The sequence below is a fragment of the Sphingobacterium sp. JUb20 genome (genome assembly GCF_004342035.1).
GTDB lineage: Bacteria > Bacteroidota > Bacteroidia > Sphingobacteriales > Sphingobacteriaceae > Sphingobacterium > Sphingobacterium anhuiense.
In genome coordinates this window covers 578,350-597,413 of the sequence record NZ_SLYV01000002.1, presented here as the reverse complement: position 1 = coordinate 597,413, position 19,064 = coordinate 578,350, and the positions used below count along the sequence as shown (strand labels likewise).

General features: G+C 35.7%; 17 protein-coding genes. 8 read left to right on the top strand and 9 right to left on the bottom strand.

The genetic code is table 11. The features are described from left to right. Positions 1–13 precede the first annotated feature (13 nt). The 3 genes from EDF66_RS05660 to EDF66_RS05650 all read right to left on the bottom strand — a co-directional run bounded on the left by EDF66_RS05660 (position 14) and on the right by EDF66_RS05650 (position 2,754). The gene (locus tag EDF66_RS05660; RefSeq protein ID WP_021190453.1) at positions 14–1,255 is read right to left on the bottom strand and encodes a cation:proton antiporter; all 1,242 of its coding nucleotides are present in this window, start codon (positions 1,253–1,255) and stop codon (positions 14–16) included. A gap of 24 nt (positions 1,256–1,279) precedes the next feature. Further along, on the bottom strand, positions 1,280–1,759 hold the full coding sequence (locus tag EDF66_RS05655) for a cation:proton antiporter regulatory subunit (RefSeq protein WP_021190452.1): 480 nt from the start codon (positions 1,757–1,759) through the stop codon (positions 1,280–1,282). A 215-nt stretch (positions 1,760–1,974) separates the two neighbouring features. Next, positions 1,975–2,754, bottom strand: a complete 780-nt coding sequence (locus EDF66_RS05650) for an MBL fold metallo-hydrolase (protein ID WP_132841172.1) — start codon at positions 2,752–2,754, stop codon at positions 1,975–1,977. Between the two features lie 113 nt (positions 2,755–2,867). Between EDF66_RS05650 and recJ the strand changes: the two genes are divergently transcribed. The 3 genes from recJ to EDF66_RS05635 are packed head-to-tail and all read left to right on the top strand — an operon-like array spanning position 2,868 to position 6,891. Then, positions 2,868–4,568 carry a single-stranded-DNA-specific exonuclease RecJ gene (recJ, locus tag EDF66_RS05645; RefSeq protein ID WP_021190450.1) on the top strand — a complete coding sequence of 567 codons (1,701 nt, stop codon included), beginning with the start codon at positions 2,868–2,870 and terminating at the stop codon, positions 4,566–4,568. A gap of 49 nt (positions 4,569–4,617) precedes the next feature. Continuing rightward, the gene (lptB, locus tag EDF66_RS05640; RefSeq protein ID WP_021190449.1) at positions 4,618–5,358 is read left to right on the top strand and encodes an LPS export ABC transporter ATP-binding protein; all 741 of its coding nucleotides are present in this window, start codon (positions 4,618–4,620) and stop codon (positions 5,356–5,358) included. Positions 5,359–5,376: 18 nt separating this feature from the next. Beyond that, positions 5,377–6,891, top strand: a complete 1,515-nt coding sequence (locus EDF66_RS05635) for a GH3 auxin-responsive promoter family protein (RefSeq protein ID WP_132841170.1) — start codon at positions 5,377–5,379, stop codon at positions 6,889–6,891. Between the two features lie 114 nt (positions 6,892–7,005). Here EDF66_RS05635 and EDF66_RS26040 read toward each other — a convergent pair whose 3' ends face one another. Continuing rightward, complete coding sequence (locus EDF66_RS26040; protein ID WP_165902374.1) at positions 7,006–7,152, bottom strand: hypothetical protein; 147 nt, start codon at positions 7,150–7,152, stop codon at positions 7,006–7,008. Between the two features lie 387 nt (positions 7,153–7,539). On the opposite strand from EDF66_RS26040, the gene EDF66_RS05630 reads away from it, so the two are divergent. Beyond that, positions 7,540–8,610, top strand: coding sequence for a branched-chain amino acid aminotransferase (locus EDF66_RS05630; protein ID WP_132841169.1), 1,071 nt, complete (start codon positions 7,540–7,542; stop codon positions 8,608–8,610). A 114-nt stretch (positions 8,611–8,724) separates the two neighbouring features. Here EDF66_RS05630 and miaA read toward each other — a convergent pair whose 3' ends face one another. From miaA to pdxA, 4 genes are all read right to left on the bottom strand, one after another. Continuing rightward, positions 8,725–9,639 (bottom strand): tRNA (adenosine(37)-N6)-dimethylallyltransferase MiaA, encoded by a 915-nt coding sequence (gene miaA, locus EDF66_RS05625; protein WP_132841168.1) that lies wholly within the window; start codon positions 9,637–9,639, stop codon positions 8,725–8,727. Further along, entirely contained in the window at positions 9,639–10,229 is a 591-nt protein-coding gene (locus EDF66_RS05620) for an IS1096 element passenger TnpR family protein (protein ID WP_132841166.1), read from the bottom strand. The genes miaA and EDF66_RS05620 overlap by 1 nt, the downstream gene beginning before the upstream one ends. 70 nt (positions 10,230–10,299) lie before the next feature. Then, positions 10,300–11,733, bottom strand: coding sequence for a CCA tRNA nucleotidyltransferase (locus tag EDF66_RS05615; protein WP_132841165.1), 1,434 nt, complete (start codon positions 11,731–11,733; stop codon positions 10,300–10,302). A 117-nt stretch (positions 11,734–11,850) separates the two neighbouring features. Next, entirely contained in the window at positions 11,851–12,906 is a 1,056-nt protein-coding gene (pdxA, locus tag EDF66_RS05610) for a 4-hydroxythreonine-4-phosphate dehydrogenase PdxA (RefSeq protein WP_132841163.1), read from the bottom strand. A gap of 183 nt (positions 12,907–13,089) precedes the next feature. Between pdxA and rsmA the strand changes: the two genes are divergently transcribed. The 3 genes from rsmA (at position 13,090) to EDF66_RS05595 (ending at position 16,058) form a co-directional block, all read left to right on the top strand. Continuing rightward, positions 13,090–13,866, top strand: coding sequence for a 16S rRNA (adenine(1518)-N(6)/adenine(1519)-N(6))-dimethyltransferase RsmA (gene rsmA / locus EDF66_RS05605; protein WP_132841162.1), 777 nt, complete (start codon positions 13,090–13,092; stop codon positions 13,864–13,866). An 11-nt stretch (positions 13,867–13,877) separates the two neighbouring features. Beyond that, positions 13,878–15,026, top strand: coding sequence for an FAD-dependent monooxygenase (locus tag EDF66_RS05600; protein WP_132841160.1), 1,149 nt, complete (start codon positions 13,878–13,880; stop codon positions 15,024–15,026). A 99-nt stretch (positions 15,027–15,125) separates the two neighbouring features. Further along, positions 15,126–16,058: an NAD(P)-dependent oxidoreductase gene (locus EDF66_RS05595; RefSeq protein ID WP_132841159.1), complete on the top strand. Its 933-nt coding sequence runs from the start codon at positions 15,126–15,128 to the stop codon at positions 16,056–16,058. A 16-nt stretch (positions 16,059–16,074) separates the two neighbouring features. On the opposite strand, the gene EDF66_RS05590 is transcribed toward EDF66_RS05595, so the two are convergent. After that, positions 16,075–16,926: a hypothetical protein gene (locus tag EDF66_RS05590; protein ID WP_243655998.1), complete on the bottom strand. Its 852-nt coding sequence runs from the start codon at positions 16,924–16,926 to the stop codon at positions 16,075–16,077. Positions 16,927–17,124: 198 nt separating this feature from the next. Here EDF66_RS05590 and acs point away from each other — a divergent pair, with 198 nt between their 5' ends. Then, positions 17,125–19,041 carry an acetate--CoA ligase gene (gene acs, locus EDF66_RS05585; protein WP_132769128.1) on the top strand — a complete coding sequence of 639 codons (1,917 nt, stop codon included), beginning with the start codon at positions 17,125–17,127 and terminating at the stop codon, positions 19,039–19,041. Positions 19,042–19,064: the final 23 nt, after the last annotated feature.

Below are 19,064 nucleotides of genomic sequence, written 5' to 3'. Positions count from 1 at the left end.
AGATTCCCTTTTTTTATAATGTTTGACCAGACTCCAGATCACTTAGTCTTTTAACTGTTTTTGGTTTAATTTCATCCTTACCGAATAATTTTGTCCATAGATTACGGGATTCTTTTGTTAACAGTGGTGATACAATTGACAGAATCAGCACATACACAACGACAAACGACTGGATAACAGGCAATAACCCTCCTGCCTTACCGATATTGGCCATGATAATGGAAAACTCACCTCGAGCAGATAATGTAAATCCGATATCAAAAGCTGTTTTATTCTTCATTCCTGAGAACCTTGCCGCAAAGTATCCTGAAGCCAAATTACCGAGGATAGTAACCAGAGCAGCAATTGAGGCCCATAATACCGCACCACCCAAGGATAGTATATCTATTGATAAACCAAAGCTAAAAAAGAACATTGCTCCAAAAAAATCTTTATAAGGCAATACCATCGCTTCAATCTTCTTAATATATTGCGAATCTGCCAAAACTAATCCTGCCATTAATGCTCCAATGGCTTCCGCAACGTGAATAGTTTCAGAAAATCCAGCTGTTATAAATAGTAGTGCAAAGATAACAAGGACAAATAGCTCAGAAGATTTAACCTGCAATAGCTTATCAATTGCAGGAACTAGCTTTCTTCCCAGAATTAGAAATGTTAAAATAAATCCCAATGCTAGCAATGAAGTTCCGGCAACAGTCCAAAAGGAACTACTTCCCGTTAGAATCAATCCCGAAAGGAAAGAAATATGCATGGCAATAAATAAATCATCAAACATAATCATTCCCATAATCACTTCTGTTTCAGGATTTGCAGTTCGTTTCAAATCTGTCAATACCTTTGCAACAATGGCTGTGGAAGAACTTGTCATAATACCACAAAGTACCATCATCTCTTTAAATGGCAGATCCATCATCCATCCAATGAGTAACCCAGACACAAAATTGAGTAAAACATACACTGTTCCACCTGTCACGATTGATTTTCCGGACTTAATTAATCGGCCAACCGAGAATTCCAGTCCGAGATAAAACAAAAGAAAAAGTACGCCTAAGCGCCCCATAAAATCAATAAACGGTTTACTTTCCGTAAATGTCAGGTCTATATGACCAATTTGGGGAGCATGCTGGCCCAACACCATACCTATCAATATAAAAAATGGAATAACTGAAAACTTTAACTTATTGGCGATTAAACCAACAAATGCGACAAGGCCTACTGCGATTCCAATTTCTAAAATAAGTGTGTGTGATGGCATATATATTTATTTAGTTTACAATGTTTACAATAATATCTCTTTCAATAATTTAATATTATTCTTTTTTCCGGCAATAACTAAGGTAGTCCCTGGACTAATCATATAATCAGGTCCTGGATTAATAACCGTATTATCACCTAGTATTCCAGCTATAATAGATGCTCCTGTACGTTGACGAACCTCCAATTCGCCAATCGTTTTATTGGCTCCTTCAAATTTGCCTTCAACTTTATACCATTCAATTCTTAAATCATCTAAAGCGACTTCAATTGTTTCTAAAGCTTTAGGCTTATAGGACAATCCTCCGATAATACCGGCAACCTGTCTTGATTCCTCATCGCTTAAGGTCATGACACAGCGAGACTCACTCTCTTCCTCATCATAACGATATAATTCTCTTCGACCATCGTCATGAATAACCACGACCATATTGTCTCCAGCTTCAGTTTCAATTTGATACTTTTTTCCAATACCAATAAGATCCGACTCTCTTACAATAGACATATTTTTTTGCTTTATTATAAAACTTAATTTTTCAATAGCTGAAGTAAAAAGGCATACTATACAGCTTTATACAAACTTAACCAAAAATCCAGTCATAATAGAATTTATATGACGTGACCATCGGATTAATTCAAATACAGATACAATGAAGTCCTTGTACACAGGTCTTCCTTAAGTTAAGAAAAGATGCGGTATTTTTTATCTTTTCTTGATTTTTATTTTGCTTCAATCACTGTAAAACTTCCATCAAACTGCATGGTAGGCTTTCCTATTGCTATACTTGTGGCATGATAAAAAAGATAAATCCAATCGTTTGGAGCTCCGTTTTCCCAGTACTCCTGACGTAACTTTTTTGACAAATGTCCATCATAATCATATTTTGCGCTATGATTTTTAAAGATCATCTCTGGTTCCGGCAGGACGTCTCCTCCAAAAAAATAATGATCTTTTCCATTATTAATGTGGAAGGTCTGATGATGTTGGGTATGCCCGCCACTTAAACAATATTCAACTTCTTCATTAACTTTACCATCTCCTTCAACAAGATTCAGATTACCGCTCCTTTGCACAACATCAAAAATTTCAGTACGGTAAGAGCTATTGATTCCGGAATAAGCATCTTCCCATTCACCTCGCTGCACTATATATTCTGCTTCGGGAAATGCAATCCTTCCGACCTGATCAGTGAAACTCACCATACCACCAGCATGATCTTTATGCAAGTGTGACATCAATACATACTTCACATCTTTGGGAGAATAACCTAATTTTTCAATATTTTCATAGAGAAGTAGTTTCCCTTCACTGTTTGTTAATCCAAGTCCAGTATCACATAAAACCAATCCATTTGTGGTCTCGATTAGAAACGGATGCACTTGAATAAACATAGAAACTGGACGATCATTTTTACTATCAACAGCAGGGTCAAAGGGAATAAATTTTTTAGAAACATCGACCGAAAATGAGCCTTCGAATAAGGAATATGCTTGTAACATCTTTAATTTATTGGAAACTTGCGTGTTAGACACAACGCTATGATTACCCTAGTGTATAATTAGGTTAGTCAATAGACAAAACGTATATTTACACATAATTACGATGCAAAGATATGCAAAAAAGGTGGGTACTAAAATCTAAAAGTGAGGTCAAAAAAGTTAATCAATTAGGCAATGAACTTGGTATTAATCCAGTATTAGCAGAATTGTTAGTCAGTAGAAATATTGAGACTTTTGATACTTCAAAACAGTTTTTTAGACCTTCTCTAGACCAACTGCACAATCCATTCTTAATGCAAGATATGGAAAAAGCAATTGCGCGAATTACGACCGCAATCGGCCAGAATGAAAAGATCTTAATTTATGGAGATTATGATGTAGATGGCACTACTGCTGTAGCTGTTGTGTATAGTTTTTTTCGAGAGTTTCACTCGCGCATTGAATTCTACATTCCTGATCGTTATGCTGAAGGATATGGTATCTCTACACAAGGTATAGATTATGCTGCAGAAAACGGTTTCTCATTGATCATTGCACTTGACTGTGGTATAAAAGCAAACGATAAAGTTGACTATGCCAATTCTAAGAATATCGACTTCATTATTGGTGATCACCATTTACCTGGAGATGAACTTCCAAAAGCATTTGCTGTACTTGATCCAAAAAGAAAAGACTGTGCTTATCCATACAAAGAATTATCGGGCTGCGGTATAGGATTTAAACTTATCCAAGCCTTTATCATGAAAAATGATATGTCTTTGGATATTTGCTATCAATTTTTAGATCTTGTTGCGGTAAGTATTGCATCGGATATTGTACCTATAACTGGAGAAAATAGAATTCTGACGCATTTCGGACTCATTAAATTAAATACCAATCCTTGCTGCGGTCTTCAAGCACTTGTTGATTTATCCACCAATAAAACAAAGACATTCACAGTAAATGATATTGTTTTTCAAATAGGTCCGCGGATCAATGCTTCTGGTCGTATTGATCATGCTAAAGATGCGGTAAAATTATTAATATCAAAATCACTGCAAGAAGCAAAAGATTTTAGTATCAATATTGATGATCAAAATAATGTTCGTAAAGATTTTGACCTTAGAATAACCGAAGAAGCTCTAGCGATTATAGATCAAAATGACTCGCTAAAAACACGAAAATCAACTGTGCTCTATAAATCAGATTGGCATAAAGGTGTTATCGGCATTGTGGCATCAAGGTTGACTGAAAAATATTATAGACCAACGATTATTCTGACCGAAACCAATGGTCATATCGCAGGTTCCTGTAGATCTGTAATTGGGTTTGATTTATATGAAGCCTTAAGTGAATGTAGCGATCTATTAGATCAATTTGGAGGGCATAAATATGCAGCAGGCTTGACGATGCAGATCGGAAATATCAAATTATTTCAGGATCGTTTCGAAGAGGTTGTTTCTAAACTCATTACTCCTCAGATGTTAATACAAGAGATCTTAATTGATACTAAACTGAACCTGCAAGATATTGATGCCAAATTTCACCGCATTCTAAGTCAATTTGAACCATTCGGGCCTCAAAACGAAAGCCCTATTTTCCTTAGTCAAAAAGTTAGTTTAATTGGACCGGCCTATTTAGTAGGATCGAATCACTTAAAAATGACCATCAAACAAGAAAACTCTCCTTCTTTTGATTGCATTGGTTTTGGATTATCTGAACATATACAGGCTATTAATAGTGGTAAGCCATTTGACATCTGTTATAGCATAGAAGAAAATGTATGGCGAGGCAAAAAGAATTTGCAATTAAATATAAAAGGAATCCGATATTAAATATATTTGTAATTATCAGATTGTTTTTTTGAGTTAAAACACGAATCAAATGATACTAAGAGCAGAACATCTAATCAAAAAATATAAGCAACGCACTGTTGTAAACGATGTTTCTTTCCAGGTAGAGCAAGGAGAAATTGTTGGTCTTCTAGGACCTAACGGAGCGGGAAAGACGACTTCTTTTTATATGATTGTTGGATTAATAAAACCTAATGAGGGTCATGTTTATTTGGACGATCAAGAAATCACACAGGATGCCATGTACCAGCGCGCTCAAAAAGGAATCGGTTATCTTGCCCAAGAAGCTTCCATCTTTAGAAAACTATCGGTTGAGCACAACATATTATCTGTACTGGAGATCCATTATCCAAATAAAAAGGAACGCTTAGAAAAACTGGAAGAACTTTTAACCGAATTTAGCTTGCACCGTGTTCGTAAAAATAGAGGTGATCTTCTTTCCGGAGGAGAAAGACGTCGTACAGAGATCGCACGGGCATTAGCGGCAAACCCATCTTTTATCTTGTTAGATGAACCTTTTGCGGGTGTCGATCCAATCGCGGTAGAGGAAATCCAAACAATTGTCGCAAAGCTAAAAACACGTAATATCGGAATTTTAATTACCGATCATAACGTACAAGAAACGTTATCCATTACAGATAGGGCTTACTTATTGACAGAAGGTAAAATTATGCTTGCTGGAACTCCAGAAGAAATTGCCAGTAATGAAATGGCTCGTACATTCTATTTAGGCCAACATTTTGAACTCCGTCGCAAAAAGATAATTATTTAACGTTAATTCTACCTTTATATGGCAATATTAGACTCCCTACTTACTTGGTTCATGAAAAAACGGATTCATCAGATTGAATTATTCATGAAATATCCACATGATGTACAAGAAGAATGGTTTCAAAGTTTAATATCATCAGCCGAAGCAACAGAATGGGGAAAAAAATACGATTACAACAGTATTTTAACGCCTGAGGAATTTAAAAACAGAGTTCCAATTCAAGATTACAATTCATTGAAGCCTTATATCGATCGGATGATCAAAGGCGAGCAAAATATACTATGGCCATCTGACATCAAGTGGTTCGCCAAATCTTCGGGAACTACCTCAGACCGTAGCAAATTTATCCCAGTCAGTGAAGAGTCTTTAACAGAATGTCACTTTCAGGGTGGGAAAGATATGTTGACAATTTACTTCAACAATAAACCCGAAAGCCAGATTTTCTGTGGAAAATCGGTCGTATTAGGAGGGAGTTCTCAGATTAACAGTTTTAGTTCAGACTCTTATTATGGTGATTTATCTTCTATTCTGTTGCGAAATCTCCCTTTTTGGGCTGAATTTAAGCGTACGCCAAATTTAGAAGTAACTTTACTTCCTGATTTTGAGGAAAAAATAGAAAAGGTGGCCAATATCACCATCCATGAGAATGTTACCAATCTAGCTGGTGTTCCAACATGGAATATTGTTCTTGCAAAAAAGATATTGGAAATCACTGGTAAGAATAATTTGCTGGAAGTCTGGCCTAATCTAGAATTTTATACACATGGTGGCGTAAGTTTCAAACCTTATCGCGAACAGTTTAAAAAACTGATTCCTTCTGATAATATGTATTATTTAGAAAATTATAATGCATCTGAAGGATACTTTGCTCTTCAAGATCTACCCGACTCAGAAGAATTATTATTAATGCTTGACTACGGCATTTATTACGAATTCTTACCGATCGAAAATTTATATGATGAGAATCCGCAAACATTAGGATTGCACCAAGTAGAATTAAATAAAAATTATGCTTTAATCATTTCGACCAATGCTGGTTTATGGCGGTACATGATCGGTGATACCATCAAATTTGTCACGCTATCCCCATACCGTATTCAAATAACAGGACGGACAAAACAATTCATCAATACCTTTGGTGAAGAACTTATCGTCGATAATGCAGAGGATGCTATAAAGAAGGCTAGTGAAAGTACACATGCAATTGTGAAAGATTATACTGCTGGACCGATTTACTTTAAAGAAGGTGAAGCTGGAGCTCATGAATGGATTATTGAATTTGAACAACAACCTGATAATTTTGAAACGTTTTGTAAGATATTGGATCAAACATTGAGAGAGATCAATTCGGATTATGATGCTAAACGTTATAAAAATATGGCATTACAATTTCCGGTTATTCACAATGCCCCTGCATACACATTCTTTCAATGGATGAAATCAAAGGGTAAGCTTGGTGGACAAAATAAAGTACCACGACTATCGAATAATCGTGATTACCTTGAGCCTATATTGGACATAATAAAGAAGTAATGTACCTTAAAAGTTTATAGGGAAAGATTTTAATAAAAAATGAGATTGATCAGTTTATGAGCAATCTCATTTCAATTTTTAGTACCTACTAAATTTGAAAAATAATAAAATACCCTAGGGTTTGATAGCCGTTTTATAAAGAAAAACAAAAAAGCCTAAAATAAAATTTAGTGAAAATCCTTTTTTCTCCACAGCTGTTTTTTGATCAAACTCTAATTCATCATTTTCCAATGCATTGTTTTTACTGTTTAATCGGTGCATGGTTTTTAATCGTTTAGTTTGTTTTTTATTAGTGAATATCTGTTTAGAAGTGTTAGCCCTTTTTAAAACCTACCATTTTTGATGATAGATTAGTGTTTCCGTTAATCCAAATAACATGCCACTTTACAATTACTGTGTTAATTCATCTAAAATTAACACAGAATAAAGGAAAAGGTAACAAAACAGCTAAAAAAGCCTAAAAAATGATAATCTCTAGTAATTCAAATGATAATCTGTCCATAAAATAAAACGTAAAATCCTAAAAAATAGACAAATTTACTGTGTAATAATAAAATTTTCTCACTCAGAATAATATTTGATAAACAAGAGGTTTATCATTCAAATTCGTGGTTTTTTTCATACTTTAGCATTTGTAATTAAAATACAATGAGCGCGACAGAAAATTATTCAATTCGCGTAGAGCCCACACAACAATCGAGACTCTCGCAAGTAGATTTTAACAATCTAAAATTTGGAAAAATATTATCCGACCATATGTTGGTCGCTACCTATGAAGATGGAGCATGGACTGATGTCAGTATTGTGCCTTATGGTGATATTAATGTAAGCCCTTCTATGTCGGCTTTACATTATGGCCAAGCAATCTTTGAAGGTATTAAAGCATACAAATTTCAAGATGGAACTATTAGTATTTTCCGTCCTGACAAGAACTGGGAAAGATTCAATACTTCTGCAGCCCGTCTGGAGATGCCAGAAGTTCCTGAAGAAATCTTTTTAGGTGGATTAAAAAAACTATTAGCCACCGATAATAAATGGATTCCAAATGCTCCAGGCACATCTTTATATATCCGTCCATTTATGTTCGGTACTGAAGCGGCTTTAGGAGTACACCCTTCTAATTCCTACAAATTTATAATTATCACTAGCCCTGTAGGTGCTTACTATAGCAATCCTTTAAAATTAAAGGTAGAAACACATTATACCCGTGCAGCAGAAGGCGGAGTAGGTTTCTCAAAAAATGCAGGTAACTATGCATTGTCATTGTACCCTACTCGTTTGGCAAATGATGAAGGTTTTGATCAATTGATGTGGACTGATGCTTCGGAACATAAATATATTGAAGAAGCTGGAACAGCCAACCTAATATTCCGTATCGGTGACAGTATTATTACTCCTCACGGCGACACGATCTTACATGGTGTAACAAGACGTACAATTATGGAACTGGCGGCAAGCTGGGGATATAAAACAGAGCAACGCAGGGTATCTGTCAAAGAACTTATTGATGGAATCAAAGCAGGAATTGTCAAAGATGCATTTGCTGCTGGTACAGCTGCAACATTAACACCAATTGCCACTATTGGTTATGAAGGTGAATTGTTTCAATTACCTCCTGTAGAAGGTCGCGATTTCTCTAAAAAAGTATTAACCTATTTAGATGATCTTCGATATGGCAGAATTGCTGACGAATTTGGATGGAATTTGATCGTGGAATAATTATATTTCATTTCGTAGAAAAAAGGGCTTGATTACCATTGTAATCAAGCCCTTTTTATGTTATCAACAGAGTTATTAACATAATGTGGATAACTCTGTTGATATCGTTTAAAATTATGATTGAATATAATCTATAATCTGGTTTTTGTCCTTAGGATCAAACCAAACTGTACTTATATCTTTCTTAAACCAAGTGAGTTGCCTTTTAGCATACCGTCGCGAGTTTTGCTTAATTTTATCTATTGCTTCTTCCCAAGATATTTTCTCATCTAAGAAATCGAAAAGCTCAGAATAACCGACAGTCATTAAAGCAGGCTTATGTTTAAAAGATATTAATGACTTTACTTCATCCAATAAACCATCTTTCACCATCAAATCGACACGCATATTAATACGTTCGTATAAAGTTGTTCGGTCCATTGTAAGTCCAACTGTCATGATCTTAAAGGGTCTCACTGCTTTTGTCTTTTGAAGAAAGTTAGAAAATGGTAATCCAGTAGTTTCAAATACTTCCAAGGCTCGAATTACCCGTTGAACATTTGAAATATCTACCTGATCATAATAAACAGGATCGACTTGTTTTAAATAAGCTTGAAGTGGCACAATTCCCTCGTTATCAAACCTGTTATTTAACCGTTCTCTTGTTTCCGGAAGGGCCTTTGGTAAATTATCCAAACCTTCACATACTGCTCTCACAAATAAACCAGATCCGCCTACCATAATGACTATATCCTTTTTTTTGAACAGCGAGCTTATTGTTTCTAATGCCTCTTTTTCAAAATCACCTGCAGAATAATCCTCTTCTATAGAATGTGAATCAATAAAATGATGAGGCGCCTGACCTAATTCAGATGCAGTAGGTTTGGCCGTACCAATACTCATTTCACGGTAAAACTGTCTTGAATCGGCTGAAATAATCTCCGTATCAAAATATTGAGCAAGCTCAATTGCCATAGCAGTTTTCCCTACTGCAGTAGGCCCTACTATAGCAATTAAAATTTTATTATGTTGATCTGCGGAGCCTAACATTAATATTCGTCAAACGAACCACTACTTTCCTCTTCAGACTTTTCTCCACCTTCTTCTTCATCATCCCCGTCAAACAAATCAAATTCTTCGTCATCATCAACGCCATATTGCGTTTCATCTACCAAAACTTCATCTTCGTCATCGTCATCCAAAGGATCTGCAACAGGAAAATTCGCTGCTGCTAAAGATTTTGGAGCTTGACCCACCGTTTTAAAAACAGTAGGATAAGTTTTGCCTTCCTCTTCTTTTAAAATTTTGATCAATTCCACATGAAATTCATAAGGTCTATCAAAATTATAGATGTAATAAAACTTTTGGTGAGGATCGTCAATAAACTTACTTAAACGAATATTTTCCATTAGTAAAACACCATCTGAAATTTTACGAGCAATTGGTAAAAGAGCAATTTCAGTTCCTTTTTTCCATTGATCGTTACTAACATAAAAGGAAGATGAACGGTCAGCTTCATAAGCAGTTGTCTTATGAATAGCCTCATGTAATTCTAAGAAAGTTTGTTTCGAAAGCATATCGATTTCTCTATACACATCCTCATAATCTTCAAAAGTGATTCTGAATCTATAAATAGCCATTTCTAATATTCGTTTTGTTTGTTAACAAGATGAGCTTCAATAAGAATTGAAGCGATTAAAGTTACTTTTTTTATTTAACTGTTGTATTCAAATCCCATGCCTTTCTAATAGTCAAGCCTAAATCTTGGGCTTTGTTGACCATAAAATGATATGCATCCATCTTAGCATTAGGAATCTCACCTTCTAAGATCGCTTCTCGGATTGCATTTTTTATTTTCCCAACTTCACGACCTGGCCCAATTCCAAAAACTTCCATAATATCTTCTCCAGAAATTGGAGGCTGCCAATTTCGAATCTGATCGCGTTCTTCAACATCTTTTAATTTTTGCTTGACCAATTCGAAATTTTGACGATACTTCTTCTTTTTATATTCATTTTTTGTTGTTACATCGGCATGGCATAATTGCATCAAAGCATCAATATCATCACCGGCCTCAAATAACAAACGACGTACAGCAGAATCAGTAACAATATCTTGAGCCAGTACAATTGGTCTTAGATGTAATAAAACTAGTTTCTGAACAAACTTCATCTTTTCATTCAATGGAAGTTTTAACTCAGCAAATAATTTAGGAACCATTCGTGCCCCTTTATCTTCATGACCATGAAAGGTCCATCCTAGTTTTTTATCAAATCTTTTTGTGGGAGGTTTTGCAATATCGTGCATAATAGCAGCCCATCTTAACCACAGATCATCTGTTGTTTCACAGACATTATCCAAAACTTCCAGCGTATGGTAAAAATTATCTTTATGTCCTTTTCCATCTATGATTTCTACACCGTGTAAGTTTTGCATTGCAGGAAAAACCAAAGCCAATAACCCTGTATCAAATAAGTACTTAAATCCAATAGAGGGTTTTTCTGACAAGATAATCTTATTAATTTCGTCAGTGATGCGCTCTTTTGATATAATACGAATACGATCTTTGGTATCTGTAATCGCTTGAATCGCCTTTGTATCAATCTTAAAGTTCAATTGTGTAGCAAAACGAATAGCACGCATCATACGCAAAGGATCGTCGGAAAATGTCACGATTGGATCTAATGGTGTACGTATAGTACGTAACTCAATATCCCCTACCCCATCAAATGGATCAAGCAACTCACCATAATTATCCTTATTCAGTGAATATGCCATAGCATTGATGGTAAAATCACGTCGATTTTGATCATCAACTAAAGTTCCGTCTTCAACAATTGGTTTTCGGGAATTAGCACGGTAAGATTCTTTACGAGCTCCTACAAATTCCACATTTAATCCTTCAAAAACTAACATTGCTGTTCCAAAACTTTTGTAAACAGCAACTTTAGTTTTCAATTTATTTCCTAAAGCTGTAGCAAACTCAATTCCACTTCCAACAACAACAATATCCACATCATTTTTAAAAGGCCGGCCCATAATATGATCGCGTACATAACCGCCAATGACGTAGCACTCCGTATTTGTTGTTTCGGCTAACTCTTTAATGATTGGGAAAATAGGATGTTGTAAATTATCACTCATAGCATGAATCTAGGTCCTTAAAAAAACACTAGGATGCAAAAGTAAGGAATTTATTATAAAATAGATATTAGTCTTGCGATATAAGCGCACAAGACTAATAATATTACTTCTTTATATTTAATCGCGATCGCGAGAAAGCTTGCGGAAAGCTAGTGGGTTTTGAGATAGCTCTGCTTGTTCACGACGACGTTTTACAATGTGAACTGCCTGAAATATAGCTTCCATGAAAGACTCATGAGCGGCAATATTTTGCCCAGCAATATCATAACCCGTTCCATGATCTGGAGAAGTACGAACAATCGGCAAACCAGCAGTAAAATTCACACCATTACGATTTGCAATATGTTTAAAAGGAATCAATCCTTGATCATGGTACATGGCTAATACCGCATCAAATTTTTCGTAAGCATGATTAGCAAAAAAACCATCTGCAGGATATGGCCCAAAACACAATATTCCTTTTTCTTTTGCTTTTTCTATCGTTGGTCGGATAATCACATCATCTTCAACACCAATAACACCATTATCCCCTGCATGTGGATTTAATCCGAGTACAGCAATTTTAGGTTTCTGAATCCAGAAGTCTTTTTTAAGACTCTCATTCATTAGCTCCAATTTATTTAAAATTGCTGCTTCTGTAATATGATCGGAAACATCTTTTACAGGTATATGGCCTGTAACAACACCCACCCGCAACTCATCACAGATCATAAACATCAACACATCATCCGCATTTGTTTTTTCCTGCAAATACTCCGTATGTCCTGGAAAATGAAATCCTTCCTGCTGGATATTATGTTTATTTATAGGGGCAGTGACTAAAGCATCTATCTTTCCTGCATTTAGATCTTCAACCGCTTTTTCTAATGAAATAAAAGCATATTTACCACCGATCTCATTTTCTTCGCCTAAAGTTATCTTGACATCCTCCTGCCAGCAATTAATCATGTTAGCGCGTTTAGGATTTGCCTGTTCAGGATCATTGATGACATTAAAACTAAAATCACTGACACCTAATGCTTTTCTATGAAATGACGCAACTTTTGTATTACCGTAAACAATCGGAGTGAAAAATTCTAAAACACGATTGTCCAATAATGATTTTATAATTACTTCCAATCCGATACCATTGATATCGCCTACTGTAATACCTATTTTTAATTTGTCAGCCATAGTAAAAAATGAAATTATTGACTCAAAAGTAATTAAAATTATATGAAATAGTCAAGCATCACTTTAATTTCCAATTCATATAAACCACCTTCAAGAGAAACAGATGATAAATTGCCACTCATTTACCTTACCTGTTTATTATCCTCCACAAGTTAACTATATTTGTACCAAATTCGAGCATATATGAGTACAGTAAGAGCCAAGAAACATTTAGGACAACATTTTTTGAATGATAAAAATGCGGCAAAAAAAATAGTTGATGCTTTGGATCCAAAATTAGGATTCACGCAGGTGCTTGAAGTCGGTCCTGGAATGGGTGTTCTTTCCGATTTTCTTCTACAAAATGATGCTTACGAAACATGGATGATCGATGTGGATGATGAATCTATTGAATTTTTAGCAGATAAATATCCACAGCTGGAACACCGTCTGATTCATGGCGACTTTTTAAACTTGGATTTTTCACAACATTTTGGCGAAAAGATGGCCGTTATCGGCAATTTCCCTTATAATATTTCTTCTCAGATTTTATTTAAAATATTGGATGAACGCAACCGGGTTGTACAGATGACCGGTATGTTTCAAAAGGAAGTTGCAGAACGCTGTACAGCAAAGGCAGGTAGTAAAGAATATGGTATTTTAAGTGTGTTCTTACAGGCTTACTATCATGTAGAATATTTATTTACCGTAAAGGCTGGTGCATTTAATCCCCCACCAAAGGTACTTTCAGGTGTCATTCGGATGACCAGAAATGATCGCACTGAGCTGGCATGTGATGAGAAATTATTCTGGAGAGTTGTAAAATCTGCTTTTAACCAAAGACGCAAGACCTTAAGAAACTCGCTGTCGGCGGTAGTTACAAAAGATAAAATGTCGGACAATCCATTATATGAATTACGCGCTGAGCGATTAACGGTTAATGACTTCATCGTTCTAACAAACGAAATTGCGAATGCCTAAGATCTAGCTACATGAAACGCTTTAGCATTATCGGAGGTGGTGTTGCTGGTTTGACTGCAGCAATCGGCCTCAACAAAATTGGTATACAGGCCACTATCTTTGAAAGTGCTAAGGCATTAAAAGGAATTGGAGCTGGTTTTGGTTTAGCTGCCAATGCCATTCAGGCATTAGAATACTTGGAACTTAAAGCAGGTGTCATCCCCCTAGGACATTATTTAGAAAACTATAATATTCTGGATAAGCAAGGAAGGATTCTTGCAGCTCCCGAAACCAAAACTATTAGTGACAAGTATGAACAGGATAATTTTGCTATACACCGTGCAGATTTACATCAATTTCTACTCGCACAAATTGAACATGAAAACTTACACCTTGGAAAAAGAGCTCTTAAAATAGAATACCAAGATGGAGGAATTGACATCATTTTTGAAGATGGAACTATACATCAAACTGACTATCTGATTATTGCCGATGGTGTTAATTCTCGATTAAGACAACAATTGATTCCAGGGTCAGCACCACGCTATGCAGGTTATACCTGTTGGCGCGCAACCATTGATAATGCTCATATAAACCTCAGCACCGGTTCGGAAACATGGGGAAATAAAGGACGCTTTGGCATGACTCCTCTTGTTGGGAACAAGATCTATTGGTATGCTTGTATAAATTCTCCCGCTCATAACAAAATATACAGTCGTTACACAATCAAGGATCTGCAACAAAACTTTGCGTCTTATCATGATCCGATTACAAGCGTTCTTGCTGAAACAAAAGACCAGCAATTGATCTGGAATGATATCATTGATATTAAGCCTTTAAAAAATCTAGCTTTTGGTAATATCTTGTTTATTGGCGATGCAGGACATGCAACAACCCCCAATATGGGTCAGGGTGCATGTCAGGCAATTGAAGATGTAGCCGTATTGATAGACGAATTAAAGAAAACGACAGATGTTGCTCTTGCTTTTCAAATATTTGAAAAAAGGAGGTTAAAAAGAACACGTTATATTACCGAAACATCATGGTCTATCGGAAAGGTCGCACAATGGGAGAATCCGATTAGTATTATCATCCGAGATACATTGATGCGCATATTACCTGAAGAAGTTAAGCAGTACAAGCTGAAAAAACTGCTAAGTATTGATTTCATGAAATTGTAATTATATTGAATCGCATAAACCAGTATGGATCTCCGGTTTATGATCACTTCATTGCTACTAAACTATAATTTATTTTAATGTTAAAAATAAATAATCAATATGAAAACAAAAGTATTAATCGTTGATGACGCGCATGCAGTGCTTACTCAAAAATTGGATCAAGCTGGAATTGCCTACGATTACAAACCTGAGTTCGATCGCGCAGATACTGAAAAATACATTTCTGATTATACGGGATTAATCATCAGATCTAAATTTCAAGTCGATCAGCACTTTATAGATTTAGCAAATAATCTCCAATTTATAGCACGTTGCGGAGCCGGTATGGATAATATTGATGAGGCTTATGCACAATCAAAAGGAATTGAACTCATAAGTGCAAATGAAGGAAACTGTGATGCCGTTGGTGAACATATGATCGGTATGTTGCTTTCTCTTATGAATCACCTTAACAGAGCCAATCAGGAAATTAAGACCGGTTTATGGCGTCGTGAGGCCAACCGTGGCTTTGAGTTACAAGGTCGAACTGTTGCCATTATTGGTTATGGTCACAATGGACAGGCTATGGCAAAGAAACTCTCTGGCTTCGGTGTAAAAGTTATTGCATATGACAAGTACAAAACTAGCTTTTCAGATCAATTCGCAAAGGAAGTCTCCATGGAAGAAGTTGTCAAACATGCAGATGTACTTAGTTTTCACATTCCGCTAACCAAAGAGACAAAAGGACTGATCAACGAAGAATATTTATATCATTTTCGCAAACCCATATTTTTCCTTTTAGGAGCTCGTGGTGGTATTGTTCAAATTCCTGCTGTATTAAAGGCAATGGATGAAGGAAAAATCATAGGAGCTGCTTTTGATGTCCTTCCCGTAGAGAATTTTCCTGCCCTTAAAGAGCAATCTTGGTTTTCAGATCTAACAAGTAGAGACAATGTTATTTTAAGTCCTCATGTTGCAGGATGGACATTTGAAAGTTATTATAAATTATCTGATGTAGTTGCGGATAAGATCATCTCTTTTTTGAACAAGTAATCATCTTAAAATAAAATCACACAAAATTTTTAATAAACACAACGATTAAAAATTGGAGCACGAGACTTACATCAAGTAAATAAGCATAATGATAGTGTTCATTTGTTCTGAAAACAATAAATCTTAAAATGAGGTAAATAATCGTGTTCGTAAAAAGAAGACCAATTTTTATGATCAGTAAATAAGGAGCACATAAAATCAAGAGACTATGTATGCACAGTAATATGTAGCATAGGCTCTTTGCTCTCCCCTCTCCAAGCATATTGGGCAATGTTCGGAGATGATAATAAGAATCCTGCTTGATATCACGAATGTCAAATGGCAACGTACAGATAATCAAGAAAACGAACTTTAAACCAGCGAGGTAATACAATAAATGCAAGTTTACCGGAATAGCATTACTGTAAAGCTCTATATAGGGAAGAAAAACACTGCTTAATACCCATACCAATGCAATATGAAAAATTTTCATTGCCGGAATCTGTCTTAATCCCCCCCATCGATCTTTTAAAGGAATAATAGGAAGACTATACAATACGCTGACCAATCCAATAACACCTAAGAAAAAGATAGAGTAAACGTGGATATGAAAAAGACACCATAGGCAAATACCTGTTGCTATAAATGTGTTGATCCATAAAATACTTTCATATTTAAAAACCCACCTGGTACGGGCATAAATTGATTGTTCCGGATATTGTGGTTTAGATAAAATCAAGCTAAAATTGTAAAGCGCAAGTGTAGCCGCTCCCTCAATTAATGCGATATAACCATTAATCTCCTGATCAAGTATAATGTACGTCAACACACACTGCGAAGCTGCCGCCAATGCAATTAATATATTGCTAAAAATTAAAAAATAGTACATTTTTTTTAATACATCCATATAGATCAATCTATTATATCATGAGCAATATAACAATAGTGTTATAAAAAAGTTAAATTTCAAATTATAAATTTTATAAATTGGCAATTGTCTCAAAAAAAACTAAATTAGCTGATTCCAAATGAACTTGTTTAATCAACCAAATAAGTTTTAAGGGATTGAATTTAATAAAACCAAAATATGAGTCTACAAATCAAATCATTTGAAGAATATCAAGACGTTTATAAAAAAAGTGTAGAAAGTCCGGAAACTTTCTGGGGAGAGATAGCGGAAAACTTTTTTTGGAAAAGAAAATGGACAAATGTTCTGAATTGGAATTTTACAGAGCCTAATGTAAAATGGTTCGAAGGTGGAAAATTAAATATTACAGAAAATTGCCTTGACCGCCATATCTATAATTTAGGGGATAAACCTGCGATTATTTGGGAACCAAATGATCCAAATGAATCGCATCGTATTTTATCTTACAAACAACTTTTACAGAAAGTTGAGCAATTTGCCAACGTTCTAAAAAATAACAATATCCGCAAAGGAGATCGTGTATGTATTTATTTACCAATGGTTCCCGAATTGGTTATTGCGACTTTAGCCTGTGCACGTATCGGTGCTATTCACAACGTAGTCTTCGGAGGTTTTTCCGCACAATCTATCGCTGACCGTATCAATGATGCGGCCTGTAAAGTAGTAGTGACTTCTGATGGTAGCTACCGTGGTCCAAAAGTATTAGAATTAAAGAGCATTGTTGATGATGCATTAATGCAATGTGATTCTGTTGAAAAAGTTATTGTATTAACAAGAACACGTACACCAGTCTCCATGATTAAAGGTCGTGATGTATGGTGGGAAGATGAAATTAAGAAAGTAGAAACACAAGGAAATCCTGCTTGTCCCGCAGAAGAAATGGATTCAGAAGACACATTATTTATCTTGTATACTTCTGGTTCTACAGGCAAACCAAAGGGTGTTGTCCATACCACTGGTGGCTATATGGTCTATACTGGTTATACTTTTGCAAACGTATTTCAATATCAGCAAGGTGAAGTATACTTCTGTACTGCAGATATTGGTTGGATTACAGGTCACTCCTACATTGTTTATGGACCTCTTTCGCAGGGAGCTACTTCATTAATGTTTGAAGGTACACCAACCTATCCTGACGCTGGCCGTTTATGGGATATCGTTGATAAATATAAAGTCAATATTTTATATACAGCACCAACAGCTATCCGTTCACTGATGGCTTTTGGAGACTCATTTATTGATGGAAAAGACTTGAGCAGTATCCGCAAACTGGGATCAGTTGGTGAGCCTATTAATGAGGAAGCATGGCACTGGTATAACAACAAAGTAGGTAAAGGAAAAGCTCCAATTGTTGATACCTGGTGGCAAACTGAAAATGGCGGTATCTTAATCGCTCCTATGGCTGGTATTTCACCAACTATACCAGGATATGCGATGTTACCATTACCAGGGGTTCAGCCTGCACTTATGGACGAGAATGGAAAAGAAATTGAAGGAAATGATGTTTCCGGAAATTTATGTATCAAATTCCCATGGCCAGGTATGTTACGCACCACTTGGGGAGATCATGAGCGTTGCCGTCAGACCTATTTTGCAACTTATGAAAATATGTATTTCACAGGTGATGGCTGTTATAGAAACCCTGAGGGTTATTACAAAATCACAGGTCGTGTGGATGATGTATTAAACGTATCTGGACACCGCATCGGAACTGCTGAAGTAGAAAATGCAATCAATATGCACTCTGATGTTGTAGAATCAGCTATTGTTGGTTATCCGCACCCCGTAAAAGGACAAGGTATCTATGCTTACGTTATTGCCAATCATCATATTGATGAAGAAAGTACACGTAAAGATATCATGCAGACGATTACAAGATTAATTGGTGCTATCGCTAAACCAGATATCATCCAATTTGTATCTGATCTTCCTAAGACACGTTCTGGAAAAATCATGCGTCGCATTCTTAGAAAAATTGCTGAAGGTGAAAGATCCAATTTGGGAGACACTTCCACCCTTCAAGATCCAGCTGTCGTTGAAGCGATCATTGAAGGTGCAGAAAAGATGAATAAGTAATTATATTATATTTCTAACTGAAG